The following is a 25,651-nucleotide window of genomic DNA, read 5'->3' as shown; positions in this document are numbered from 1 at the left end:
AGGCTTGGCTCAGTTCGAAAGGCGCGGCAGCAGCAGATCCTTCAGATCGGTCAGCTTGCCATGGAAGAAGTGTCCGCATTCTGCCACTTTCAGCAGCTCATGGGGGCGCGACAGGCTATCGGACCATTCGTAAACCAACTGCGGCGCGACCACTTCGTCGGCATCTGGCTGCACCACGGTGATCGGGCAGTGCTGTGGCAGCGGGAATTCGGCCGTCAGGCGCATGACTGCCGGGGCAATCATGAACAATTGTTGCAGCGTTACCCCGGCGGCTTCCAGGCGGCCGGCCAGGCTGGTGGCAACGAAACCGCCGAACGAGAAGCCCATCAGCACCAGTGGCAGGTCGGGGTGCCTGGCACGCAGCCAGGCGGCGGCGGCCTCGGCATCGGCCACTTCGCCGGCCCCCATGTCATGGCTACCGGCGCTCTGGCCGACGCCACGGTAGTTGAAACGCAGGGTCACATAGCCGGCATCGCGGGCGGTGCGTTGCAGGGTCGAGACCACCTTGTTGAGCATGGTGCCGCCCTGGACCGGGTTGGGGTGGCAGATCAGCACCGCGCCACGGGCATCGGCCACGTCCAGGTACAAGGCTTCCAGCTGGCCGCTGGGGCCATCGATGAACAAGGGGGTTTCGCGGACAAGCAAGGCACTACTCCGTGACCTCGGGAAGGGTCGATTCGTCTAGGTGAGGAATTCTGTTCTGATTTGCGATCGCTCGCGGTATACAGCGCAGGTCTGAGCCGTTAACGTAAAGCAAAGCCGTTTATAGAGGAAGGACTCGTGGAACTCTCGCTCCTTGTTTGGTTGTTGCCAACCCTGGCCCTGGTCATCGGTGTGGCGGTCGGTTTCATTGTTGCCCGCCTGCTGCCCAACGCGGCGCCGAGCAACACCCAGCGCCAACTGGATGACATCCAGAAGCGCTTCGACAGCTACCAGAACGAAGTGGTCACCCACTTCAACAGCACCGCCATGCTGGTCAAGAAACTGACCCAGAGCTACCAGGACGTACAGGATCACCTGGCCGAAGGCGCCAACAGCCTGGCCCTCGATGAAGTCACTCGCCAGCGCCTGCTGGCTGCACTGCATTCCGAAGCGCCGCAAGGCCCGCGTGACCGCCTGACCCCACCGAAAGACACCGCCGAAGTGCCGCGCGACTATGCGCCAAAAGCGCCAAATTCGCCGGGCATGCTCGATGAGAGCTACGGGCTCAAGCGTTGATCTGCTGAACATGAAAAAGGCCTCGCAAGAGGCCTTTTTTGTGCTTTGAATCGCCAAGAGAACCCCGCCAGTGCGGGGTTCCCAGTTCAGATCAAGGCTTGCGCCAGGACTGGCCACCTTCATCATCGTCACCGCCACTGCGGCAAATGAACAGGTCGATGTATTTCGGGAATACGCTCATTGTCAAACTCCTCTTGGATAAGCCGGCCAATTCACCAGCTCATCCAAAGTGCCATCGCCTGATCCCGTAAGGCATTGGGCAAGTATTCCCGATCCTGCAAGGCAAGGTCATGCACACGCCTTCAACGCCACCTCGATATCTGCCAGCAGGTCCTCCACATCCTCCAGCCCCACTGACAACCTCACCAGCCCCTCTGATATCCCGTGATGCGCCCGCTCTTGTGGCGTGTAACTGGAGTGCGTCATGCTCGCCGGGTGCTGAGCCAGCGACTCCGCATCCCCCAGGCTCACTGCCCGGGCAAAAAGCTGCAGCGCATTCATGAAACGCCGCCCTGCCTCTATCCCCCCCTTGAGCTCAAAGGCAATCATCCCGCCCGGCAGACGCATCTGCCGCTGTGCCAGTTCGTACTGGGCAAACGACGGCAACCCTGGGTAGTGAATCAGCTCCACCTGCGGCTGCCGAGCCAGAAACTGCGCAACCTGCAACGCATTGGCGCAGTGGCGGTCCATGCGCAGAGCCAAGGTCTTGATACCGCGCATCAATAGCGAGGCGTCATGCGGCGACAGCACAGCCCCGGTCATGTCTTTGAGCCCTTCAAGGCGAATCCGGTCGACCAGCGCCTTGCGCCCCACCACCAGGCCTGCGGTGATGTCCCCATGGCCACTGAGGTACTTGGTCGCCGAATGCACCACCAGGTCCGCCCCCAGTTCCAGTGGCCGCTGCAGGTAGGGCGTGCAGTAGGTGTTGTCGACCACCACAAGCACATCACTCCCCCGCACCGCCTCGACGACCGCCGCTATATCCACCAGTTGCATGTTGGGGTTGGCCGGTGTTTCGAAGTAGATCATCCGCGTTTTGCTGTTGATCGCCGCTTTCAGTGCCTTGGCATCGTTAAGGTCGACATGGTGGATCTTGACCCCGAACTCGCCAATGCCATGGTGCAGGAACGCGAAGGTGCAGCCATACAAGGTGCGCCCCACGATCAGCTCATCACCAGGCCGCAGCAGGGTCCAGAGCGTCGAAGTAATGGCCCCCATCCCCGACGCCAGCGCCAATCCCGCCTCACCACCCTCCAGCGAGGCCATGCGTTGCTCGAGCAAGGCCAAGGTGGGGTTGGAGATGCGGCTATAGAAGTGCCCCGCCTCCTCCCCGGCGAAGCACGCAGCGCCGTATTCGACAGTCGGGAAGGCATAGGTAGCGGTCTGGTACACCGGCGGCACCAGGGCACCACCGTGGGAAAGCGGGTCGTAGCCATGGTGAATGGCCCGTGTGGAAAAACCGGTGTTGTTAGGGGAGCCGCGCATGGCAACAGCCTCTTGTGGTTTGTTATAAGCTTATGCCACCGAGCTGCCCGATTTTTTCCAAAATAGCCCACGCATCTGCGTGCTTGCTGGAACAAAAACAACAATTAACGGACCAGGAGGGCAAAACATGCCTTCAAGCCTCGACCGCACCGACCGCGCCCTGCTCGCCGCCTTGCAGGACAACGCCCGCCTCACCGTCGCCGAACTTGCCGACCAGGTGGCATTGACCACCTCGCCCTGCTGGCGCCGGGTCAAGCTGCTGGAAGACAACGGCTATATCACTGGCTACCAGGCCATCCTCTCGCCCAAGTCGCTGGGGTTTGGCGTGACCGCGTTCGTCAGCATCATGATGGACTCGCACACCAAGGACATGGCGCTGGCGTTTGAGCAGCGGCTTATGGAAATCCCCGAAATCGTGGCCTGCCACAACATCTCCGGGCGCTATGACTTTTTGCTGGAGATCCTGGCCCGGGACCTGGAGTCGTTCGGGGAGTTCACCCGCGAAGTGCTGCAGCGGCTGCCGGGGGTGAAGGAGATCTATTCGAGTTTTTCCTACAAGGCGGTGAAGGAGCGGCGGGTGATTCCGGTGTCGGAAAAACATATCTGAACCGGATACGCAGCACCTGCGGGAGCGAGAAATAAAAAAACCCCGCCGAAGCGGGGTTTTTCCTGCTGGCCAGCGCTTAGATAGCGCCACGCTGGCGCAGTACGTCCAGCACCAGTTTCACACCTTCGTCCACGCTAGTGGCCTGGGTGTCGATCACAAGGTCTGCATCCAGCGGCACATCGAACGGGAAGCTTTCGCCCGGGATGTTTTCGCCACCGGCAGCGTACAGGCCTTGCGGGTCGCGCTCGCGGCAAGCCAGCGGCGAGGCCTGGACGTAAACGGTCACCAGGCGCTCTTTGCCGATCAGGGCCTTGGCCTGTTCGCGGCCTTCGGCATCCGGGGCCACGAACGCAGCCAGGGTCAGCAGGCCGGCTTCGTTGAACTGGCGCGCCACATGGGCGGCGCGGCGCCAGTTTTCGGTGCGACCGGCGCGGTCTTGCGGCAAACCCTTGTTCAGGTCGTGGCGCAGGTTCTGGCCGTCGAGCACGTATACCGCACGGCCCATGTCGAACAGCTTGCGCTCCACGGCATAGGCCAAGGTGCTCTTGCCAGCGCCGGACAGGCCGCTGAACAGCACGGTGGCTGGCTGCTGGCCGAAGCGCAGGGCGCGCTCTTCGGTAGACACGTGGGCCTGCTTGCCATGCTGGCCGGTGCTGCCGTGTGGCAGAACAGGCGGAGCGATGATCATGCCGGCGCCGACGGTGCCGTTGGTCAGGCGGTCGATCACGATGAACGCACCGGTGGTGCGGTTGCTGTCGTAGCCGTCCAGGGCGATCGAGGCGTCCAGCGCAACTTTCACGCGGCCGATCTCGTTCAGTTGCAGTGCGCTGGCAGCGCCCTGCTCCAGGGTGTTCACATCGACCTTGTGGGTGATGCTGGCAATCGAGCCCGGCACGTAGCTGGTGGCGCGCTTGATGTCGTACTTCTTGCCCGGGAGCATTGGCTCTTCGGCCATCCACACCAGCATGGCATCGAACTGGTCGGTCACCGGCGGTACGTTGTCGGCATGTACCAGCAGGTCGCCACGGGAGATGTCGATCTCGTCTTCCATGGTCAGGGTCACGGCCTGGCCTGGGCCGGCGTTTTCCAGTTCACCTTCGTAGGTGACGATGGACTTGACGCGGCTGCTCTTGCCCGACGGCAGCACGACGATTTCGTCGCCCTTGTGCACCACGCCGCTGGCAATGGTGCCGGCGAAGCCGCGGAAGTTCAGGTTCGGGCGGTTCACGTACTGCACCGGGAAGCGCAGGTCGGTGAAGTTGCGGTCGGCCGCAACCTCGACAGTTTCGAGGATTTCCATCAGCGTCGGGCCGGTGTACCACGGCGAACGCTCGCTATGGTTGACCACGTTGTCGCCCTTGAGCGCCGACATTGGAACGAAGTGCAGGCTGCTCGGGGTCAGGTTGATGGCTTCGGCAAACTTCAGGTAGTCGGCCTTGATCGACTCGAATACGCCTTCATCGAAGCCCTTCAGGTCCATCTTGTTGATTGCGACCACGATGTGCTTGATGCCCAGCAGCGAGGCAATGTAGCTGTGGCGACGGGTCTGGGTCTGCACGCCGTAGCGGGCATCGACCAGGATGATCGCCAGGTCGCAGGTGGACGCACCGGTGGCCATGTTGCGGGTGTACTGCTCGTGGCCCGGGGTGTCGGCGATGATGAACTTGCGCTTGGCGGTGGAGAAGTAGCGGTAGGCGACATCGATGGTGATGCCCTGCTCACGCTCGGCCTGCAGGCCGTCGACCAGCAATGCCAGGTCGATTTCTTCGCCGGTGGTGCCGACTTTCTTCGAATCACGGGTGATGGCTTCGAGGTGGTCCTCGTAGATCATCTTCGAATCGTGCAGCAGGCGCCCGATCAGGGTGCTCTTGCCGTCATCCACGTTGCCGCAGGTGAGGAAACGCAGCAGTTCTTTGCGCTCGTGCTGAGCCAGATAAGCGAGGATGTCTTCGCTGATCAAATCGGATTGGTGCGACATGGAGTAACCCTGAAAATTAGAAGTAGCCCTGACGTTTTTTGTCTTCCATGGAACCGGCGCCATCGTGGTCGATGACCCGGCCCTGGCGCTCGGAAGTGCGCGTCAGGAGCATTTCCTGAATGATGTCGGTCAGCGTTTCTGCTTCCGACTCGACAGCACCCGTCAACGGGTAGCAACCGAGGGTACGGAAACGCACCTTCTTCTTGACGATACGGGCCTTCTCTTCCTCGGAAAGGTGCTCGAGGATGCGCTCGTCGTCGATCATGATCAGGGTGCCGTTCTTCTCGATGACTTCACGCTCGGCGGCGAAGTACAGCGGCACGATCGGGATGCCTTCAAGGTAGATGTACTGCCAGATGTCCAGCTCGGTCCAGTTCGACAGCGGGAAGACGCGGATCGACTCGCCCTTGTTGACCTTGCCGTTGTAAACGTTCCACAGCTCGGGGCGCTGGTTTTTCGGGTCCCAGCGGTGCTTGCTGTCGCGGAACGAATACACACGCTCTTTGGCCCGCGACTTCTCTTCGTCGCGGCGCGCGCCACCGAAGGCGGCGTCGAAACCATGCTTGTCCAGTGCCTGCTTCAAGCCCTGGGTCTTCATGATGTCGGTGTGCTTGGAGCTGCCATGGGTGAACGGGTTGATGCCCTGCGCCACACCCTCAGGGTTGACGTGGGTGATCAGTTCCAGGCCCATTTCCTCGACCATCTTGTCGCGGAAGCTGTACATCTCCTGGAATTTCCACTGGGTGTCGACGTGCATCACCGGGAACGGCAGCTTGCCCGGGAAGAAGGCCTTGCGCGCCAGGTGCAGCATCACGGCGGAATCCTTGCCGATCGAGTACAGCATCACCGGGTTGTCGAACTCGGCGGCCACCTCGCGGATAATGTGGATGCTTTCCGCCTCCAGCTGTTTCAAGTGCGTCAGTTTGTCGACCATGGCTACTCACGAAAAACGATCTTATGGACGGCCTGCGGGCCGTGTTCGAGCGAGCCACTTTATCACAGCGGCTGCTTCTATTTAGGAGGCGGGCTAGATCGAAAAGGTCTAACGATATGACTGCGGGTTTGGGCTCTGCCTGCCCAGCACCGAGCCCTGCAGGAGCAGCCTTGTGCTGCGAAGAGGCCGGTACAGCAGATAGGGATCTATTGCTTGCGTCGACCCTTCGCAGCACAAGGCTGCTCCTACAACGAACCGCATGCAACTCCGAAAGCCTCAGATGGGATTGGGGCAATCGATGAACAGGTGCTCCACGGCAAACCGCCGCGCAAGGTAATCGCCCAGCGCCTGCACCCCGTAACGCTCGGTGGCATGGTGCCCGGCAGCAATGAAGCTGACGCCATTCTCGCGCGCGCTGTGGTAGGTCTGCTCCGACGCCTCGCCGGTCAGGTACAGGTCCACCCCGGCGGCAATCGCCGTGTCGATGTAACCCTGCCCGCCACCGGTGCACCAGCCGACCCTGCGGATCATCTGCTCGCCGTCCACCAGCAACGGCTCACGCCCCAGCACTTCCTGAACCCGCCGGGCAAAATCGCGCGCAGTCACAGGTTCAGCCAGTGAGCCGACCAACCCCACCACCTTGGGGTTCTCCGGGTCCAGCGGGCCTTCGACGGTGATGTCCAGTTGCCGCGCCAACTGCACGTTGTTGCCTACCTCCGGATGCACATCCAGCGGCAGGTGAAACGCCAGCAGGCTGATGTCGTTGTTCAGCAAGGTTTTCAGGCGACGCTGGCGGATACCGGTAATGCACGGGTTCTCACCCTTCCAGAAGTAACCATGGTGCACCAGCACCAGGTCGGCCTGGGCCTCGACCGCAGCATCCAGCAACGCCTGGCTGGCAGTAACGCCGCTGACGATACGACTGACCTGCGGCCGGCCCTCCACTTGCAGGCCATTGGGGCAATAATCCTGGATCTTCGCGCTGCCCAGGTAACGCTCGGCTTCCTCGACCAGGATGTTTAGAGCGACGGCCATGAAAATCTCCTCGAAAACTTCGCTTTTCTCGGGCGCAACGCCAATGGAACGCCCGTATAATGCCGGCCATTATGGGCCGTCGCCGGCACTGGGGGAACCGGTGTATGATCGCGCGCGCTCATGCCCCACTGCGCGGCCACTGGCCCTCGCTCTTTCCAGGATTCGTTCATGTTCAAGGCTTTGCGTTACTTTGGCTGGCCCCTGCTAACCGGCGTACTGATCGCCATGCTGATCATCCAGCGCTTCCCGGAGTGGGTAGGCCTGCCCAGCCAGGACGTCAACCTGCAACAGGCACCGCAGACCACGCGGATCATGCAGGGCCCGGTGTCGTATGCCGACGCCGTGACACTGGCCGCCCCCGCCGTGGTCAACCTGTACACCACCAAAGTGGTGAACAAAAGCGCCCATCCGCTGTTCGAAGACCCGCAGTTCCGCCGTTTCTTCGGCGACAACCTGCCCAAGCAACGCCGTTGGGAATCGAGCCTGGGCTCGGCGGTGATCATGAGCCCCGAGGGCTACCTGCTGACCAACAACCATGTCACCAGCGGCGCCGACCAGATCGTCGTGGCCCTGAAAGATGGCCGCGAAACCCTGGCCCGCGTGATCGGCAGCGACCCGGAAACCGACCTGGCGGTGCTGAAGATCGACCTGAAGAACCTGCCGGCGATCACCATCGGCCGTTCCGACACCATCCACATCGGCGACGTGTCGCTGGCCATCGGCAACCCGTTCGGGGTCGGCCAAACCGTGACCATGGGCATCATCAGTGCCACCGGCCGTAACCAGCTGGGCCTGAACAACTACGAAGACTTCATCCAGACCGACGCAGCGATCAACCCCGGCAACTCGGGCGGCGCACTGGTCGATGCCAGTGGCAACCTGGTCGGCATCAACACCGCGATCTTCTCCAAGTCCGGCGGTTCGCAGGGCATCGGCTTCGCCATCCCGGTGAAACTGGCACTGGAGGTGATGAAGTCGATCGTCGAGCACGGCCAGGTGATCCGTGGCTGGCTGGGCATCGAGGTGCAGCCGCTGAGCCAGGAGCTGGCCGAATCGTTCGGCATGAAGGACCGCCCGGGTATCGTGGTGGCCGGTATCTTCCGCGAAGGGCCGGCGGCCAAGGCCGGGTTGCAACTGGGTGACGTGATCCTGAGCATCAACGGCGAACCGGCCGGTGACGGGCGCAAGTCGATGAACCAGGTGGCGCGGATCAAGCCCACCGACAAGATCACCATCGAGGTGATGCGCAATGGGCAGCAGCTGAAGCTGATTGCCGAGGTGGGGCTGCGGCCGCCACCGGCGCCGGCTGCAACGCAAGAAGAAAAGTAACCCTCCCGTGTAGAAGCGGCCTTGTGCCGCGAAAGGGCCGCATGGCGGCCCCAGCCATATCAGCGGCGAAGCTGAAACCCTGGGGCCGCTGCGCGGCCCTTTCGCGGCACAAGGCCGCTCCTACAGGGATCGCGACAGCCCCCTCAATAGTGCAGCACCAGTTGCCTCAATGCAGGATCTGGCTCAGGAACAACCTGGTCCGGTCACTGCGCGGCCGGTCGAAGAAGTCATCCGGCGCCGCCTGCTCCACGATCTCCCCCTTGTCCATGAAGATCACCCGGTTCGCCACGGTGCGGGCAAAGCCCATCTCGTGGGTCACGCAGAGCATGGTCATGCCGTCTTCGGCCAGGCCCACCATGGTATCGAGCACTTCCTTGACCATTTCCGGGTCCAGCGCCGAGGTCGGCTCGTCGAACAGCATGATCTTCGGCTTCATGCACAGCGCACGGGCAATGGCCACACGCTGCTGCTGGCCACCCGACAACTGCCCCGGGTACTTGTGTGCCTGCTCGGGAATACGCACACGCTCCAGATAATGCATGGCAATTTCCTCGGCCTTGCGCCGCGGCATCTTGCGCACCCACATGGGCGCCAGGGTGCAGTTTTCCAGAATGCTCAGGTGCGGGAACAGGTTGAAGTGCTGGAACACCATGCCCACTTCGCGGCGGATGGCCTCGATCTGCTTGAGGTCGTTGGTCAGCTCGACGCCATCGACCACGATACGCCCCTGCTGGTGCTCTTCCAGGCGGTTGAGGCAACGGATGGTGGTGGACTTGCCCGAGCCGGACGGCCCGCACAGCACGATGCGCTCGCCCTGGCGCACGTTCAGGTTGATGTCCTTGAGCACATGGAACTGGCCGTACCACTTGTTCACACCCTGCATCTGGATGATGCCTTCGGGGCCGGCAGGCTGCTTGATCGCTTCACTCATTTCGAAACTCCTAACGCTTGTGGCCAGTGTCCAGCTTGCGCTCCAGGTGCATGGAGTAGCGGGACATACCGAAACAGAAAATCCAGAACACCAGGGCGGCGAACACATAGCCCTCGGTAGCCATGCCCAGCCAGGCCGGGTCGGCGGCAGCTTGCTTGACGCTGTTCAGCAGGTCGAACAGGCCGATGATGATCACCAGGCTGGTGTCCTTGAACAAGGCAATGAAGGTGTTGACGATGCCGGGGATCACCAGCTTGAGCGCCTGCGGCAGAATCACCAGGCCCATCGAGCGCCAGTAGCCCAGGCCCATGGCCGCAGCGGCTTCGTACTGGCCCTTGGGGATGGCCTGCAGACCGCCGCGCACCACCTCGGCGATATACGCCGACTGGAACAGGATCACGCCGATCATTGCCCGCAGCAGCTTGTCGAAGCTCATGCCTTCGGGCAGGAACAACGGCAGCATCACCGACGACATGAACAGCACGGTAATCAACGGCACGCCGCGCCAGAACTCGATGAAGGTCACGCACACCACCTTCACGGCCGGCATCCTCGAACGCCGGCCCAGGGCCAGCAGGATGCCCAGCGGCAAGGCGCCGACAATACCCACGGTGGCGATCACCAGGGTCAGCATCAACCCGCCCCACTGGCTTGTCGGTACGCTTTCCAGGCCCAGGTACCCACCGTGCAGCAGGGTGTAGGCCAGTATCGGGTACAGCACCAGGAAGCCCAGGCCGTAGAAGGCCTTGCGCGGGAAGCGCTTGATGAACAGCGGCGCAGCGCCGATGACGGCAAGCCACACCGTCAGGTCCACCCGCCAGCGCAGCTCGGCCGGGTAGTAGCCGTACATGAACTGGCCAAAGCGCTGCTGCACGAACACCCAGCAGGCGCCCTCCTTGGTGCAGTCGGCGCGGGTGGTGCCGACCCAGTTGGCGTCGATCAACGCCCACTGCAGCAGCGGTGGCACGATCAGCCATACCAGGTAGATGGCGAGCAGGGTCAACAGCGTGTTGTGCCAGCTGGAGAACAGATTGGCACGCATCCATGCGAGCACGCCGACGGTTTTCACCGGTGGCGGCATATCGGGTTTGAAAACATGGGCATTCACGGGCGTATCCTCACCGCTCGATCAGCGCTATGCGCTTGTTGTACCAGTTCATCAGCAGCGAAATGCTGATGCTGATGGCGAGATAGACACTCATGGTGATCGCAATCACCTCAATGGCCTGGCCGGTCTGATTGAGCACGGTGCCGGCGAACAGCGAGACCATCTCCGGGTAACCGATACCGGCCGCCAGCGAGGAGTTCTTCGCCAGGTTCAGGTACTGGCTGGTCAGCGGCGGAATGATCACCCGCAGTGCCTGGGGAATGATCACCTTGCGCAGGGTCGGCCCCTCGCGCAGGCCCAGCGAGCGCGCGGCTTCGGTCTGACCATGGCTGACCGAACGGATGCCGGAACGCACGATTTCAGCAATGAAGGCTGCCGTATAGATAGTCAGCGCCAAGGTCAGCGCCAGCAGCTCGGGGATCAGCACCCAGCCACCGACGAAGTTGAAGCCCTTGAGCTGCGGCACTTCCCAGCTGACCGGGCTGCCGAACAACAGCACGCTCAGGCCCGGGATGACCAGCAGCAGCGCCAGCCCCACCCAGAACTTGTGGAACGGCACGCCAGTCTCGTCGAAGCGCTTGTTGGCCAGGCGCACCATCACGACAATGGCGGCAATTGCCACCACCAGGGCAATGATGAATGGCCAGAAGCCATCAGCCATGGATGCGCCAGGCATGTTCAGGCCACGGTTGCTGATGAAGAACATATCGTCGATGTTGATGCTGCCCCGCGGTCCCGGCAGCGTCAGGAACACGGCGAAGTACCAGAACAGGATCTGCAGCAACGGCGGGATGTTGCGGAAGGTTTCCACATACACGGTCGCCAGTTTGTTGATCATCCAGTTGGGTGACAGGCGAGCCACACCGATGATGAAGCCCAGAATGGTCGCCAGGATGACGCCGATGAAGGTCACCAGCAGGGTATTGAGCAGGCCGATGACGAACACCCGCGCATAGCTGTCGGATTCCACATAGGGGATCAGGTGCTGGGCGATGCCGAAGCCTGCACTGCGGTCGAGGAAATCGAAGCCCGAGGTGATACCCCGGTGTTGCAGGTTGGTTTGTGTGTTGTGGAACAGGTACCAGCCCAGGCCGACCACGAAGACGATCGTGAGGATCTGGAACAGCCACGCGCGCACACGCGGATCGTTAAGGGACAAGCCCTTGGGTGCGCCGATTTGATTTTGCATGAAGTGCCCCGGACAGTAGGGATTCGAACAGCCTGCGGCGGCGGGATGCCGCCGCAGGATGCAACCATCAGCGCACAGGTGGCGCGTACTGGATGCCGCCGTTGTTCCACAGGGCGTTCATGCCACGGTCGATCTTCAGGTCGGTGCTCTGGCCCAGGTTCTTCTCGAACACTTCGCCGTAGTTGCCGACTTGCTTGACGATCTGAACTACCCAGTCTTTGGGCAGCTTGAGGTCCTTGCCGTACTCACCATCCGCACCCAGCAGGCGGGCGACGTCAGGGTTTTTGGTGCCTTTGGCTTCGGCCTCGACATTCTTCGAGGTGACGCCCGCCTCTTCGGCGTTGAGCATGGCGAACAGGGTCCACTTGACGATGCTGAACCACTCCTCGTCGCCTTTACGCACCACCGGGCCCAGCGGCTCCTTGGAGATGGTTTCCGGCAGCACCACGTAGTCGGTCGGCGCTGCCAGCTTGGAACGCTGGGCGAACAGCTGCGACTTGTCCGAGGTCAGCACGTCGCAACGGCCCGACTCCAGCGACTTGGCGCTTTCGTCCGAGGTGTCGAAGGTGATCGGGGTGTACTTGAGGTTATTGGCGCGGAAGAAGTCCGACACGTTCAGCTCGGTGGTGGTACCGGCCTGGATACAGATGGTTGCGCCATCAAGCTCCTTGGCACTGGATACACCCAGCTTCTTGTTGACCAGGAAGCCAACGCCGTCGTAGTAGGTGACACCGGCAAACACCAGGCCCATGCCGGCATCGCGCGAACTGGTCCAGGTGGTGTTGCGCGATAGCACGTCGACCTCGCCCGACTGCAGGGCGGTGAAGCGTTCCTTGGCGTTGAGCTGGCTGAACTTGACCTTGGTCGCGTCGCCGAACACGGCGGCGGCCACGGCGCGACAGACATCGGCGTCGATACCGACGATCTTGCCCTGCGCATCAGGTACCGAGAAGCCCGGAAGACCGTCGCTCACGCCACACTGGACGAAGCCCTTCTTCTTTACCGCATCGAGGGTGGCGCCGGCCTGGGCAGTGCTCACGGCGCCCAGTGCGGCGGCAGCGGTCAGGACTGCCAGGGTGGTTTTCAACATCTTCATTCACAACCTCCAAATCGCTCTTGTTGTATCGAGCCGGAATTGCACCGCACCCTTTTGAGGCGTATCCGACCCGTATTGGCTTGTTATTGGGTCAATTGGCGCAATGGACTGTTCTGTGACAGCCTTCGCGTACAAAGGGTGTTACCGTCTCGGCCTGCCCTTTGCATCACAGATTGAATTGCAAAGCGCGTACCAGATTCTGTGGCTGTAGCGTTTAAGCGCTCGTCAAGTAGGGAAAGTTGTATCGTTGCGACATTCTTTTTCCGACAATCATTTCCAGCGCCTTCTTTTCACGCACGCCATAACAAGACCCGCACACTTTCGGAGCAGTCATGACCAACCCGCTGATTCTCGAACCACAGAAAACCGCTGACGCCTGTGTGATCTGGTTGCACGGTCTGGGGGCCGACCGTTACGACTTCCTACCTGTGGCCGAATTCATGCAGGAGCGTCTGCTCGGCACCCGCTTCATCATGCCCCAGGCCCCGACCCGTCCAGTTACCATAAATGGCGGGTATGCCATGCCCAGCTGGTATGACATCAAGGCCATGACCCCGGCCCGCGCCATTGACGAAGCGCAGCTGGAAGCGTCGGCCGAGCAAGTGGTTGCCCTGATCAAGGCTGAGCAGGCCAAAGGCATCAACCTGTCGCGGATCTTCCTGGCCGGCTTCTCCCAGGGTGGCGCGGTGGTGCTGCACACTGCCTATATAAAGTGGCAAGAAGCACTGGGCGGGGTAATTGCCCTGTCCACCTATGCCCCCACCTTCAATGACGCGCACCAGTTGAGTGCCTGTCAGCAGCGCACCCCGGCCCTGTGCCTGCATGGTGTGCATGACCCGGTGGTGATCCCGTCCATGGGCCGCACCGCCTTCGAGTACCTGAACACCTGGGGCGTCGCCGCCCGCTGGTACGAATACCCGATGGAACACGAAGTGGTAGTCGAAGAACTGAACGACATCCACAACTGGCTCAGCGAGCAACTGCAATAGGCTGGCTCTCTTGTAGTTGTGGGAGTATTCCGCTACGCCGCGCCCGGATCTTGCATTACACTGCCCGGCGTACATTCCTTAATCAGTTGATGAGACGATCGTGCTCAAAGCACTCAAGAAAATATTCGGCAAGGGAGACGCCGCGCCACAGGCCGTCGCTCCTGCTGCCAGCGTGACGCCGCCTGCGCCCGCACCCGCCAGAGAGGCCCGGCCCGCAGCAAAACCGGCCGTACCGCATGCCAACACCGCCCCCGAGGCTGAACAAACCGCAACCGCTACCGCTACGCCACCTGCCGACAAAGCGGGCAAGGACAAACCGCGTCGCGAGCGCAAGCCCAAGCCGCAGGCCAGCCTGTGGAAGCCGGAAGACTTCGTGGTCGAGCCGCAGGAAGGCAAGACCCGCTTCCACGACTTCAAACTGTCCAACGAGCTGATGCACGCCATCCACGACCTGGGCTTCCCGTACTGCACGCCGATCCAGGCGCAGGTGCTGGGTTATACCCTGCGTGGCCAGGACGCCATCGGCCGGGCACAGACCGGTACCGGCAAGACTGCGGCGTTTTTGATTTCGATCATTTCCCAGCTGCAGCAGACGCCACCGCCCAAGGAACGCTACATGGGCGAACCGCGTGCGCTGATCATCGCGCCTACCCGCGAGCTGGTGGTGCAGATTGCCAAGGACGCCGCTGCGCTGACCAAGTACACCGGGCTGAACGTCATGAGCTTCGTCGGCGGCATGGACTTCGACAAGCAACTGAAGGCCCTTGAAGCACGCCACTGCGACATCCTCGTAGCTACCCCAGGCCGCCTGCTGGACTTCAACCAGCGCGGCGAGGTGCACCTGGACATGGTCGAGGTGATGGTGCTGGACGAAGCCGACCGCATGCTCGACATGGGCTTTATCCCCCAGGTACGCCAGATCATTCGCCAGACGCCGCCGAAAAGCGAGCGCCAGACCCTGCTGTTCTCCGCCACCTTCACCGACGACGTGATGAACCTGGCGAAGCAATGGACCACCAACCCGGCCATCGTCGAGATCGAACCGGAAAACGTGGCCAGCGAAACGGTCGAGCAGCACGTGTATGCGGTGGCTGGCAGCGACAAGTACAAGCTGCTGTACAACCTGGTGACCCAGAACAACTGGGAACGGGTGATGGTGTTTGCCAACCGCAAGGACGAAGTGCGGCGCATCGAGGAAAAACTGGTGCGCGACGGCATCAATGCCGCCCAGCTGTCGGGCGACGTGCCGCAGCACAAGCGCATCCGCACCCTGGAAAACTTCCGCGAGGGGCGCATCACCGTGCTGGTGGCCACCGACGTGGCCGGGCGTGGCATCCATATCGATGGTATCAGCCACGTGATCAACTTCACCCTGCCAGAAGACCCGGACGACTACGTGCACCGCATTGGCCGTACCGGCCGGGCGGGGGCCAGTGGCGTGTCGATCAGTTTTGCCGGGGAGGATGACTCGTATCAGTTGCCGGCCATCGAAGAACTGCTGGGGCGCAAGATCAAGTGCGAAATGCCGCCCGATGAACTGCTAAAGCCAGTGCCGCGCAAACACCACTGATGCTGGGGCTGCTTTGCAGCCCAATCGCCGGCAAGCCGGCTCCCACATGTACTGCACAGGCTTCGGCAGCTGCGGATTACCTGTGAGAGCGGGCTTGCCCCGCGAACCGGGGCAAGCCCCGGCCATCAGACAGAAATCTACCAGCGCCCCGCCGCATCCTGGTCACTCTGCTTGCCTTCAACCCACCGCGGCCCTTCCTCGGTATTCTCCTTCTTCCAGAACGGCGCCCGGGTCTTCAGGTAGTCCATGATGAAGTTGCAGGCATCGAACGCGGCCTGCCGATGGGCACTGGCCACACCGACAAACACGATCGGCTCGCCCGGCTCCAGCGCCCCGATGCGGTGCAACACCTCCACCTTGAGCAACGGCCAGCGCTGCTCGGCCTCGACAACGATCTTGGCCAGCGCCTTTTCGGTCATGCCCGGGTAGTGTTCAAGGAACATCCCCGCCACTTCGCGGCCATCGTTGAAATCCCGCACATAGCCGACAAAACCAACCACCGCGCCCACGCCAACATTGGCCGCATGCATGGCATTAACCTCGGCGCCCGGGTCGAACGCGCCTTGCTGCACTCGCACTGCCATGTTCAGCCTCCGGTCACCGGCGGGAAGAACGCCACTTCATCACCCTCTTCCAGTGGCTCATCAAGCTTGCACAGCTCTTCGTTGCGCGCGCACATCAGGTTCTGCTCAGCCAGCACCGCATAGTGCCCACCCTTGCCCACCAGGGCCTGGCGCACATCGTCCAGCACCTTGAACGCGCCTTCTACACGCTCGCCATCCACACCCAGCAGTTCGCGGTAGCGGGCGAAGTACATCACCTTGACCTTCATCATGCCTGCACCTTGTAGTGGCCACTCTTGCCGCCGAGCTTTTCCAGCAGGCGCACCTGTTCGATGACCATGCCCTTGTCCACAGCCTTGCACATGTCGTAGATCGTCAGCGCGGCAACGCTGGCAGCGGTCAGTGCTTCCATCTCCACGCCGGTCTGCCCAGCCAGCTTGCAACGGGCGACAATACGCACGGCGTCCTCGCCCTCGGCGCTGAGCTCGACCTTGACGCTAGTCAGCATCAGCGGGTGGCACAGCGGGATCAGGTCGCTGGTCTTCTTCGCCGCCTGGATCCCGGCAATGCGTGCCACGGCGAACACGTCGCCCTTGGGATGTTCGCCGTCGACGATCATCTGCAGGGTCTGCGGCAACATGCGCACCCGCGCCTCGGCGATGGCCTCACGCTCGGTCACGGCCTTTTCAGTGACGTCGACCATGTTGGCCCGCCCCTGGGAATCAAGATGTGTCAGCACTGCTCTGCTCCTGTGAAGGGAACAGCCAGTGTAAACCTGTGGGTCAGGTTTGAGCAGAGGTATGAGGCATGCACATCACCTGCAGGAGCAACCTTGTGCTGCGAAAGGGCCGGCATGACTGGAAAATAGCTATGCCTGTAATGGCCTCTTCGCAGCACAAGGCTGCTCCTACAAGGGAAGGCCGGGCGGCGAACCGCCCGGCGGTGAAGGTTACAGATGCGACTCGGCGTACTCGGCCAGCACCGAGCGTGGCACGCCCTGCAGGGTGATGTGCACGCCATGGGGGAAGTCCTTGAAGCGCTCGGTCAGGTAGGTCAGGCCCGAGCTGGTCGCGGACAGGTAGGGGGTGTCAATCTGCGCCAGGTTGCCCAGGCAGACCACCTTGGAACCGGAGCCGGCACGGGTGATGATGGTTTTCATCTGGTGCGGCGTCAGGTTCTGGCACTCGTCGATCAGGATCAGGCTTTGCTGGAAGCTACGGCCTCGGATGTAGTTCAGCGACTTGAACTGCAACGGCACGCGCTCAAGGATGTACTCGACGCTGCCATGGGTGCTTTCGTCATCCATGTGCAAGGCTTCGAGGTTGTCGGTGATGGCGCCCAGCCAAGGCTCCATCTTCTCGGCCTCGGTGCCCGGCAGGAAGCCGATTTCCTGGTCCAGCCCCTGCACGCTGCGGGTGGCGATGATGCGCCGGTAGCGCTTGCTGACCATGGTCTGCTCGATGGCCGCGGCCAGGGCCAGGATGGTCTTGCCGGAACCGGCCGCGCCAGTCAGGTTGACCAGATGGATATCCGGATCGAGCAACGCGAACAGCGCCAGGCTCTGGTGGATATCGCGTGGCTTCAGCCCCCAGGCCTCCTGGTGCAGCAGCGGCTCCTGGTGCAGGTCGAGCAGCAGCAGTTCATCGTTGCGGATACCCTTGATCCAGCCGACGAAGCCCTGTTCGTCGATGATGAACTCGTTGATGTGAACCGCGGGCAGGTTGTCGATCATCTGCACCCGATGCCAGGTGCGGCCGCGCTCCTGACGGGTATCAACCTTGCTGACCCGGTCCCAGAACGAGCCGGTGACCGAGTGGTAGCCCTTGGACAGCAAGGACACGTCATCCACCAGCTGGTCGGTGCTGTAGTCCTCGGCCGCAATGCCACAGGCGCGCGCTTTCAAGCGCATGTTGATGTCTTTGGTAACCAGCACCACGTCCAGGTCGGTGCGCCGCGCCCGTACTTCAAGCAGCTGGTTGATGATGATGTTGTCGTTGAGGTTTTCCGGCAGCAGCTTGTTCGGCTCGTTGCGCGGGGTCATCAGGATGGACAGGAAGCCTTTGGGCCCGCTCTTGTTGCGCTGGATCGGCACGCCCTGCTCGACATCGTTGGGCGAGGCGTCGCCCAGGGTCTGGTCGATCAGGCGGATGGCCTGGCGGCATTCGGCGGCGATGGTCTGTTTGCCGGTCTTGAGCTTGTCGAGTTCCTCCAGCACCGTCATCGGGATGGCGACATGGTGCTCCTCGAAGTTCAGTAACGCGTTGGGGTCGTGAATCAGGACGTTGGTATCGAGCACATACAGGATTGGCTTGCTGGAGGAAGGGTTGCGTCCTTGGTCATCCATACTCGGTCACCTTATGTCGAAGCCACACGGCGCGGTCTGTTGCGCCGCAGAGTGACTACCGGTCTCCCCTGCACCGCGTTGTTACGGGCGGGAAGCGAACCTGGCTAGGTGGGCCTGGATGACGCCACCTGTGCTGCAGGAATCGGCTGTCTGGTTTCTTCATACCGCAAAACCGATGAACGAAAAAAGTATTTTTATGTGTTTTGAAGTTTATTTTTCTGATTGATGAAGAAGCCTTGGCGGCGAAGCCAGAGGGGACTACGCTCAGAAGTCATACCCCCTCTTCGCGATAAGCATAATCCCGGCAATCCGCCCAGCCAATGCCGCTCTGGGCGGTGTTGCGCAGCAACCACTCCACCGCTGGCTGCGCCTTGGGCAGGCTGTCATGGAGCTGGATCACGCCCTTGCGCCACAGCAGCATCAGGGTCAGCACCCGCTGCGCAGAGGCCTCTGCGCTCAGTGCGCCATCGTCCAGGGCATCGATATCCCACAACGATACCCGCAGCTGCTGGCTGGCCATGAACGCCTCGCCATCGGCACGACGCTGCCCGTAGGGTGGCCGGAACAACGGCACATACTCTGCCGGCAGGTCGGCCTGCACCCGTGCCTGGCTGCGCCGCAACGAGTCCTGCCAGTCCGTCCACTGGGCATGGGAACGGTATTCCCAACCCTGAATGCCCACACACTGGCCGCGGTAGACCTGGCGCAAGGCATTTGCCGCCCCGGCGTCACGGCGTTGCTGTAAGCGGTTCCCCAACACGAAGAATGTGCCTTCAAGCTTCTGCCGGCGCAGGTAGTCGGCAAGCAGATCGGTGTTGCCACCCTCTGGCCCGGGGCCGCCGACGAAGGTCAGCAGGAACATACGGTCGTTCAATTCATCACCATTGCGCTCCCGCGCAGAAAGCCGCTCCACCTCACTGGTAGTCTGCGGCAGCAAGGCAGCCTTGCGCAGTTGTTCGTCCAGGTAACGCACATGGAACTGGTGGCTCGGCTCGATCCAGTTTGTATAGAACGTGCCGACATCGGCAGCGAACGTCGCGGCTTGCGTGCGCAGATCCGCCATTGATGTCACCGGGTAGCAGAATGAGGCATCCTGCTCGCAGCTGCGCTGCGCCTGTTCATACCCTTGCCACAGCCGCTGCCACATGCGCGCACGCACAAGGCGTACCTTCTGCAGGTTGATCTGCCGTAACCCAAGCCGCGCCGCCAGCGCTGCGTCGTCTAGCAACTCGCTTTCGTGCAGTACCTGAGCAAACGACAGGATCTCTGCCCGCGAGGCTACATCGAACAACGCCGGGCTGTTCAGTTGCTCGGGCCACAGGCTGCGGTCCAGGCTCACCTGGGGTAAAGGGGCGGCTTGCACGGCCAGGCTCAGCAGAGCGGCCAGCAAGGCAAAGGCAATGCGCACGGTGGAAGGCTCCGTAACGGCAAAACGCGAACTATAGCGCCTGCACCGGCCATGGTCTGTGACTATCGTCGCCATAGTTTGGACTTGCACCGCCCAGCCCGTAGAATCTGTGGCCAACGATGCCAGGAGCCGACCCGATGCTGACGGTGATTTCCCCCGCCAAGACCCTCGACTACGACACCAAGCCTGTAACCGAGCGTTTCACCCTGCCCGAGTACCTGGACGACTCCCAGGAACTGATCCAGCAACTGCGCGAACTGTCGCCGGCGCAGATCAGCGAACTGATGCACCTGTCCGACAAGCTCGCAGGCCTGAACGCCGCCCGCTTCGGCAGCTGGACTCCGGACTTTACCCCGGCCAATGCCAAGCAGGCCCTGCTGGCGTTCAAGGGTGACGTGTACACCGGCCTCGACGCAGAGAGCCTGGGCGAGGACGACTTCAGTTACGCGCAAGACCACCTGCGCATGCTTTCGGGCCTGTACGGCCTGCTGCGCCCGCTCGACCTGATGCAGCCCTACCGCCTGGAAATGGGCACCAAGCTGGCCAACGCCCGCGGCAAGGACCTGTATGCCTTCTGGGGTACACGCATTAGCGAATGGCTGAACCAGGCCCTGGCCGAACAAGGCGATGACGTGCTGCTGAACCTGGCCAGCAACGAGTACTTCAGTGCAGTGAAACGCAGCGCGCTGAAGGCCCGGGTGATCAATGTCGACTTCAAGGACCTGAAGAACGGCCAGTACAAGATCATCAGCTTCTACGCCAAGAAAGCCCGCGGCATGATGAGCCGCTTCGTCATCCAGCAGCGCATCAGCGACCCGGAACAGCTCAAGCAGTTCGACGTGCAGGGGTACTACTACAGTGCCGAGCAGTCCAAGCCGGACCATCTGGTGTTTTTGCGGGATCATCCCTCGGACTGACCCTGTGACGCCCTCTTCGCGGCTAAAGCCGCTCCCACAGGATGCGCGATGAGCTACCGGCCAGCGCCACACCTGTGGAAGCTTCTTTAACTGCGAAGAGCCTGCTGCCATGAAACGTCCCCCCCGCCCTGCAATGGGGCTCGCTGCAAATCGCCACCATGTCACTATTTCGGCGCCAAAAAACCACCATGCATACATTTATCGCCAAACGCCATAAGACCGTTCATACCTTTTTTGACGAATTCTGAAAATTTTTTTCGGATGCTGGCATAAAAATATCTCGTAACAGTTTCACCCTTGATACACGGGGGTGAAACACCCGTGTGCTATCAATTTGAAACTGCCCATAACTGAATAAATATTTAGAAATCTTTCATTCGGGCGAAACCCGCTCAGGAACTTCTCCTGCGGGAGATCGCTCATAGTGCCGTAACGATTTTCCTGCCTACGGGCTGTGAGAGATGACTTACAGATGACAACGGCAGGTATCTACTACCCGCCCTGGTAACTTCGACAGGTAGCACGGGATCCCCCGAGAACCTTGTCCCATGCAGGAGAAGCGTCCCTTACACATCGTCCTAGTGGTTGATTTCAAAGGATTTATCCACTTGAAAAAACAAGCACAGCAACGCGCCAAGTAGCGCATTGCAATAAAGACGGCTGCATTTCAGGGCACGTTTTTTAATTAATGGCTTTTTACTGCCAACTTTGAGTGCATAACTTTTTGCGCTCCAGATTTATTTTGCCTGCGCTCGGCGAAGTGTGCATTCGCCATGGACCCGTGCGCCCGAAAACTGATGTTAATCAATCCAGCCCGGCTCTCTGCGGAGGCGTCGGCGTGATAAACACATGAGGTGATAGCGATGCGTATCAGCATCTTTGGTTTGGGTTATGTAGGTGCAGTCTGTGCAGGCTGCCTGACGGCGCGTGGCCATGAAGTGATCGGTGTGGACGTGTCCAGCACCAAGATCGACCTGATCAACCAGGGCAAGTCGCCCATCGTCGAACCTGGCCTGGAAGCACTGCTGCAACAGGGCATCGCCAACGGCCGACTGCGTGGCACCACCGACTTCGCTGAAGCCATCCGTGCCAGCGACGTGTCGATGATCTGCGTGGGCACGCCCAGCAAGAAGAACGGCGACCTGGGCCTGGAGTACATCGAGTCGGTATGCCGTGAAATCGGCTACGTACTGCGTGACACCACTCGCCGTCACACCATCGTGGTGCGCAGCACCGTGCTGCCGGGCACCGTCAAGAACGTGGTCATCCCGATCCTCGAAGACTGCTCGGGCAAAAAAGCCGGCGTCGACTTCGGTGTCGCAGTCAACCCGGAATTCCTGCGTGAAAGCACCGCAATCAAGGACTACGACCAGCCACCGATGACCGTCATCGGCGAACTGGACACTGCCAGCGGCGACATCCTGCAAGCCCTGTACGAAGAACTCGACGCACCGGTCATCCGCAAGCCGATCGAAGTGGCCGAGATGATCAAGTACACCTGCAACGTGTGGCACGCCACCAAGGTCACCTTCGCCAACGAGATCGGCAACATCGCCAAGGCGGTAGGCGTTGATGGGCGTGAAGTGATGGACGTGGTCTGCCAGGACACGGTGCTGAACCTGTCCCAGTACTACATGCGCCCTGGCTTCGCCTTCGGCGGTTCGTGCCTGCCAAAGGATGTGCGCGCCCTCACCTACCGTGCCGCCAGCCTCGACGTGCGTGCACCGCTGCTCGACTCGCTGATGCGCAGCAACGAATCGCAGGTGCAGAACGCCTTCGAGCTGATTGAAGCCCATGACAAGCGCAAGGTCGCCCTGCTCGGCCTGAGCTTCAAGGCCGGTACCGACGACCTGCGCGAAAGCCCCCTGGTAGAGCTGGCCGAGCGCCTGATCGGCAAGGGCTACCAGCTGGACATCTACGACGAGAACGTCCAGTACGCCCGTGTACACGGCGCCAACAAGGACTACATCGAGTCGAAGATCCCGCACGTGTCGTCGCTGCTCAATGCCGACTTCCAGCAGGTGATCGACAACGCCGACATCATCGTCCTCGGCAACCGTGACGAGCAGTTCCGCGCGCTGGCCCAGCAAGCGCCAGCCGGCAAGCAGGTGATCGACCTGGTCGGCTTCATGAGCAAACCGACCTGCACCACCAGCCGTACCGAAGGCATCTGCTGGTAAGCCCTCGGCCGGGCGGTGCAGGCCTCACAGCCTGCGTCGCCCACCCTTTCCCGAATTCTCGACGGATGCTGAACATGCAAAGGCTCCAGACCGTGCTGTTGCAGTGCGCCGGGTGGCTGCTCTACATGAGCCTGCTCATGCTGATCGCCCTGGCCCTGCCAGCCGATATCTTCGACTCGCAGTCGAAGCACTTCATCTTCCTGGTCGGCGCAGTCGGCATCTGGCGCTATTCCATGGGCGCCACCCATTTCATCCGCGGCATGATCTTCCTCTACGGCGTGTACCCGTACCTGCGCCGCAAGGTGCAGAAAATGGGCGATGCCACCGACCCGTCGCACGTATACCTGATGGTCACCAGCTTCCGTATCGAGGCGTTGACCACCGCCCAGGTGTACAGCTCGGTGATCCGCGAGGCGATCAACTGCGGCTTCCCCACCACCGTGGTCTGCTCGCTGGTGGAAATGTCGGATGAACTGCTGGTGAAGAGCCTGTGGGCCAAGTACAACCCGCCGGCCCACGTGAAGCTGGACATCGTGCGCATTGCCGGTACCGGCAAGCGCGATGGCCTGGCCTACGGCTTCCGCGCCATCTCGCGCATGCTGCCGGACGAGAACGCCGTGGTGGCCGTGATCGACGGCGACACCGTGCTGGCCGATGGCGTGGTCCGCAAGACCGTGCCGTGGTTCAAGCTATTCCCCAACGTTGGCGGCCTGACCACCAACGAGTTCTGCGAAGTACGTGGCGGCTACATCATGAGCGAGTGGCACAAGCTGCGCTTCGCCCAGCGCCACATCAACATGTGCTCTATGGCCCTGTCCAAGCGCGTGCTGACCATGACCGGGCGCATGTCGATGTTCCGCGCAAGCGTAGTGACCAACCCCGAATTCATCGCCGACGTCGAAAGCGACTCGCTGATGCACTGGCGCCTGGGCCGCTTCAAGTTCCTTACCGGTGACGACAAATCCAGCTGGTTCAGCTTGATGCGCCTGGGTTACGACACCTTCTACGTGCCGGACGCCGCCATCAACACGGTCGAGCACCCGCCAGAAAAGAGCTTCTTCAAGGCCAGCCGCAAGCTGATGTACCGCTGGTACGGCAACAACCTGCGGCAGAACTCCCGTGCGCTGGGCCTGGGCCTGGGCCGTCTGGGGCTGTTCACCAGCATCGTGTTGTTCGACCAGCGCGTGTCGATGTGGACCAGCCTGCTGGGCCTGACCGTGGCGGTGATCGCCAGCCTCAAGTTCGGCCTGGCCTTCTTGCTGGTGTACCTGCTGTGGATCGGCATCACCCGCCTGATCCTCACCATCATGCTGCTGTGCTCCGGCCACAACGTAGGCCCGGCCTACCCGCTGATTCTCTATTACAACCAGATCATCGGCGCGCTGATGAAGATCTACGTGTTCTTCCGCCTCGACAAGCAGTCGTGGACGCGTCAGCCCACTGCCCTCAAGCGTGACCTCGCCAGCTTTCAACAATGGTTCAACACCTGGTCCTCGCGGACCATGACCTTCTCGGCTGCCAGCATCTTCGTTGCTGTGCTGTTCATGGTCGTGTGAGCCAAACCCGGATCGGATCTAACAGGAACAAACCACCATGAATACCGCCGTGAACGTCAATGTCGTGCATGAGTCCGAAGCCCAGCGCCAACACGCCCGGGTACGCATTCCCGCCAAACTGCGTTTCCTGGACGCCCAGCGCCAAACCCACGAAGTGAAGGTCGACGACCTTTCCGCCGGTGGCCTGAGCTTCCACACCAAGCAGCCACTGTCGGTGGGCGATGTGCTGCGCGGGCGCCTGCAGTTCGTGGTCGACAACCTGGGCCTATCGATCGACATCGAGTTCCAGGTGCGCTCGTACAATCCGGACAATGGCCGTACCGGTGCGCAGTTCCAGAACCTTGAACCACGCGACATCGCCACGCTGCGACACATCATCACCAGCCACCTGTCGGGTGAGCTGATCAGCATCGGCGATGTGCTCAGCACCTTGCAGCGCGACAACTTCACCAAGGCACGCAAGCAGAAGGACGGTGGTTCGGGCCTGAGCGCCTTCGGCCGACTCAAGGCGGTTACCGTCACCCTCGGCGTGTTCGTGGTTGGCGTTGCGGCGTTCGGCTTCGTCGCCAAGTCGCTGTACGGCATGTACTTCGTCAGCCACGCCGAAGCCGGTGTGGTCGCGGTACCGACCACCACTATCACCATGCCGCGCGACGGCACTGTGAGCAGCCTGGTCGAAAGCGGTGGGCAGATCGCCAAGGGCGCACCACTGGCCAGCTTCACCACCAGCATGCTGGACATGCTCAAGGGCAACCTGGACGACGCGCAGCTGGAACCGGCGAAGATCGAGGAACTGTTCGGCAAGCAGCTGTCAGGCACCCTCACCAGCCCCTGCGATTGCGTGGTCGCCCGCCAGCTGGTGGACGATGGCCAGTACGCAGCCAAGGGTCAGGCGATCTTCCAGCTGATCCCGCGCACCACCACGCCGATGGTCGAGGCGCGCTTCAGCTACCGCCAGTTCGACGAGGTCAAGCCAGGTACCCGGGTCAACTTCCAGGTCGCCGGCGAAGACGAAGTGCGCACCGGCCAGATCGTCAGCAGCACCAGCCTCAACAGCGAAGACCTGTCCTCCGACATCCGCGTGCAGATCAAGCCTGACAGTGGCATGCCCGCCGAACTCGCCGGCCGCCCGGCAGCGGTCAACAGCGACCGTGGCCCGTCAATGAACTGGCTGATCGACAAAGCCGTGGCCCGTGGGCTGTAAGAGGATCACC

The 25,651-nt window shown here is 61.6% G+C and carries 23 protein-coding genes; 9 read left to right on the top strand and 14 right to left on the bottom strand.

The genetic code is table 11. From position 1 onward, the window contains the following. Nucleotides 1–9: 9 nt before the first annotated feature. A complete protein-coding gene (locus SB756_RS12325; protein ID WP_410910904.1) occupies nt 10–645 on the bottom strand; it encodes an alpha/beta hydrolase in 636 nt (211 codons plus the stop codon). 135 nt (nt 646–780) lie between these two features. Here SB756_RS12325 and SB756_RS12320 point away from each other — a divergent pair, with 135 nt between their 5' ends. Further along, nucleotides 781–1,218 (top strand): YhcB family protein, encoded by a 438-nt coding sequence (locus tag SB756_RS12320; RefSeq protein ID WP_016488987.1) that lies wholly within the window; start codon nt 781–783, stop codon nt 1,216–1,218. 288 nt (nt 1,219–1,506) lie between these two features. Here the strand turns inward: SB756_RS12320 and SB756_RS12315 are convergent, their stop codons facing one another. Continuing rightward, complete coding sequence (locus SB756_RS12315) at nt 1,507–2,703, bottom strand: methionine gamma-lyase (protein ID WP_410910903.1); 1,197 nt, start codon at nt 2,701–2,703, stop codon at nt 1,507–1,509. 127 nt (nt 2,704–2,830) lie between these two features. Here SB756_RS12315 and SB756_RS12310 point away from each other — a divergent pair, with 127 nt between their 5' ends. Beyond that, nucleotides 2,831–3,310, top strand: a complete 480-nt coding sequence (locus tag SB756_RS12310) for an Lrp/AsnC family transcriptional regulator (protein ID WP_016498026.1) — start codon at nt 2,831–2,833, stop codon at nt 3,308–3,310. A gap of 76 nt (nt 3,311–3,386) precedes the next feature. Here the strand turns inward: SB756_RS12310 and cysN are convergent, their stop codons facing one another. The 3 genes from cysN to SB756_RS12295 all read right to left on the bottom strand — a co-directional run bounded on the left by cysN (nt 3,387) and on the right by SB756_RS12295 (nt 7,257). After that, nucleotides 3,387–5,288, bottom strand: a complete 1,902-nt coding sequence (gene cysN, locus SB756_RS12305; protein WP_341796724.1) for a sulfate adenylyltransferase subunit CysN — start codon at nt 5,286–5,288, stop codon at nt 3,387–3,389. A 16-nt stretch (nt 5,289–5,304) separates the two neighbouring features. Further along, nucleotides 5,305–6,222: a sulfate adenylyltransferase subunit CysD gene (cysD, locus tag SB756_RS12300; RefSeq protein WP_003251799.1), complete on the bottom strand. Its 918-nt coding sequence runs from the start codon at nt 6,220–6,222 to the stop codon at nt 5,305–5,307. Nucleotides 6,223–6,498: 276 nt separating this feature from the next. Beyond that, nucleotides 6,499–7,257: a Nif3-like dinuclear metal center hexameric protein gene (locus SB756_RS12295; RefSeq protein ID WP_049274848.1), complete on the bottom strand. Its 759-nt coding sequence runs from the start codon at nt 7,255–7,257 to the stop codon at nt 6,499–6,501. A gap of 168 nt (nt 7,258–7,425) precedes the next feature. On the opposite strand from SB756_RS12295, the gene algW reads away from it, so the two are divergent. Beyond that, nucleotides 7,426–8,586, top strand: a complete 1,161-nt coding sequence (algW, locus tag SB756_RS12290; RefSeq protein WP_063422316.1) for a Do family serine endopeptidase AlgW — start codon at nt 7,426–7,428, stop codon at nt 8,584–8,586. A gap of 166 nt (nt 8,587–8,752) precedes the next feature. Here the strand turns inward: algW and SB756_RS12285 are convergent, their stop codons facing one another. The 4 genes from SB756_RS12285 to SB756_RS12270 form a co-directional block, all read right to left on the bottom strand. Next, nucleotides 8,753–9,517 carry an amino acid ABC transporter ATP-binding protein gene (locus tag SB756_RS12285; protein WP_016498022.1) on the bottom strand — a complete coding sequence of 255 codons (765 nt, stop codon included), beginning with the start codon at nt 9,515–9,517 and terminating at the stop codon, nt 8,753–8,755. A 10-nt stretch (nt 9,518–9,527) separates the two neighbouring features. Continuing rightward, a complete protein-coding gene (locus SB756_RS12280) occupies nt 9,528–10,625 on the bottom strand; it encodes an amino acid ABC transporter permease (RefSeq protein ID WP_341796725.1) in 1,098 nt (365 codons plus the stop codon). Between the two features lie 10 nt (nt 10,626–10,635). Next, nucleotides 10,636–11,814 (bottom strand): amino acid ABC transporter permease, encoded by a 1,179-nt coding sequence (locus SB756_RS12275; protein WP_341796726.1) that lies wholly within the window; start codon nt 11,812–11,814, stop codon nt 10,636–10,638. Nucleotides 11,815–11,881: 67 nt separating this feature from the next. Further along, nucleotides 11,882–12,910, bottom strand: a complete 1,029-nt coding sequence (locus SB756_RS12270; RefSeq protein ID WP_043197986.1) for an amino acid ABC transporter substrate-binding protein — start codon at nt 12,908–12,910, stop codon at nt 11,882–11,884. 332 nt (nt 12,911–13,242) lie between these two features. Between SB756_RS12270 and SB756_RS12265 the strand changes: the two genes are divergently transcribed. Beyond that, nucleotides 13,243–13,899 carry an alpha/beta hydrolase gene (locus SB756_RS12265; RefSeq protein ID WP_341796727.1) on the top strand — a complete coding sequence of 219 codons (657 nt, stop codon included), beginning with the start codon at nt 13,243–13,245 and terminating at the stop codon, nt 13,897–13,899. Between the two features lie 100 nt (nt 13,900–13,999). After that, nucleotides 14,000–15,469, top strand: a complete 1,470-nt coding sequence (gene rhlB / locus SB756_RS12260) for an ATP-dependent RNA helicase RhlB (RefSeq protein ID WP_341796728.1) — start codon at nt 14,000–14,002, stop codon at nt 15,467–15,469. 137 nt (nt 15,470–15,606) lie between these two features. On the opposite strand, the gene moaE is transcribed toward rhlB, so the two are convergent. The 5 genes from moaE to SB756_RS12235 all read right to left on the bottom strand — a co-directional run bounded on the left by moaE (nt 15,607) and on the right by SB756_RS12235 (nt 19,784). Next, nucleotides 15,607–16,053 carry a molybdopterin synthase catalytic subunit MoaE gene (gene moaE / locus SB756_RS12255; protein ID WP_012274094.1) on the bottom strand — a complete coding sequence of 149 codons (447 nt, stop codon included), beginning with the start codon at nt 16,051–16,053 and terminating at the stop codon, nt 15,607–15,609. 2 nt (nt 16,054–16,055) lie between these two features. Next, nucleotides 16,056–16,301, bottom strand: coding sequence for a MoaD/ThiS family protein (locus SB756_RS12250; protein ID WP_061202735.1), 246 nt, complete (start codon nt 16,299–16,301; stop codon nt 16,056–16,058). Then, on the bottom strand, nt 16,301–16,771 hold the full coding sequence (gene moaC / locus SB756_RS12245; protein WP_016498014.1) for a cyclic pyranopterin monophosphate synthase MoaC: 471 nt from the start codon (nt 16,769–16,771) through the stop codon (nt 16,301–16,303). The genes SB756_RS12250 and moaC overlap by 1 nt, the downstream gene beginning before the upstream one ends. Nucleotides 16,772–16,981: 210 nt before the next feature. Then, nucleotides 16,982–18,376: a PhoH family protein gene (locus SB756_RS12240; protein WP_016498013.1), complete on the bottom strand. Its 1,395-nt coding sequence runs from the start codon at nt 18,374–18,376 to the stop codon at nt 16,982–16,984. 271 nt (nt 18,377–18,647) lie between these two features. Continuing rightward, the gene (locus SB756_RS12235) at nt 18,648–19,784 is read right to left on the bottom strand and encodes a polysaccharide deacetylase family protein (RefSeq protein WP_341796730.1); all 1,137 of its coding nucleotides are present in this window, start codon (nt 19,782–19,784) and stop codon (nt 18,648–18,650) included. Between the two features lie 137 nt (nt 19,785–19,921). Here SB756_RS12235 and yaaA point away from each other — a divergent pair, with 137 nt between their 5' ends. The 4 genes from yaaA (at nt 19,922) to SB756_RS12215 (ending at nt 25,641) form a co-directional block, all read left to right on the top strand. Next, nucleotides 19,922–20,701 carry a peroxide stress protein YaaA gene (yaaA, locus tag SB756_RS12230; protein ID WP_341796731.1) on the top strand — a complete coding sequence of 260 codons (780 nt, stop codon included), beginning with the start codon at nt 19,922–19,924 and terminating at the stop codon, nt 20,699–20,701. 863 nt (nt 20,702–21,564) lie between these two features. Next, on the top strand, nt 21,565–22,881 hold the full coding sequence (locus SB756_RS12225) for a nucleotide sugar dehydrogenase (RefSeq protein WP_016498010.1): 1,317 nt from the start codon (nt 21,565–21,567) through the stop codon (nt 22,879–22,881). Between the two features lie 74 nt (nt 22,882–22,955). Further along, nucleotides 22,956–24,437, top strand: a complete 1,482-nt coding sequence (locus SB756_RS12220; protein WP_016498009.1) for a glycosyltransferase family 2 protein — start codon at nt 22,956–22,958, stop codon at nt 24,435–24,437. Nucleotides 24,438–24,474: 37 nt separating this feature from the next. Continuing rightward, nucleotides 24,475–25,641, top strand: coding sequence for an alginate biosynthesis protein Alg44 (locus SB756_RS12215; RefSeq protein ID WP_016498008.1), 1,167 nt, complete (start codon nt 24,475–24,477; stop codon nt 25,639–25,641). Nucleotides 25,642–25,651: the final 10 nt, after the last annotated feature.

The sequence above is a fragment of the Pseudomonas sp. SIMBA_068 genome (assembly GCF_046534705.1).
In the GTDB taxonomy this organism is placed as follows: domain Bacteria; phylum Pseudomonadota; class Gammaproteobacteria; order Pseudomonadales; family Pseudomonadaceae; genus Aquipseudomonas; species Aquipseudomonas putida.
This window is presented reverse-complemented; position numbering and strand designations above follow the sequence as displayed.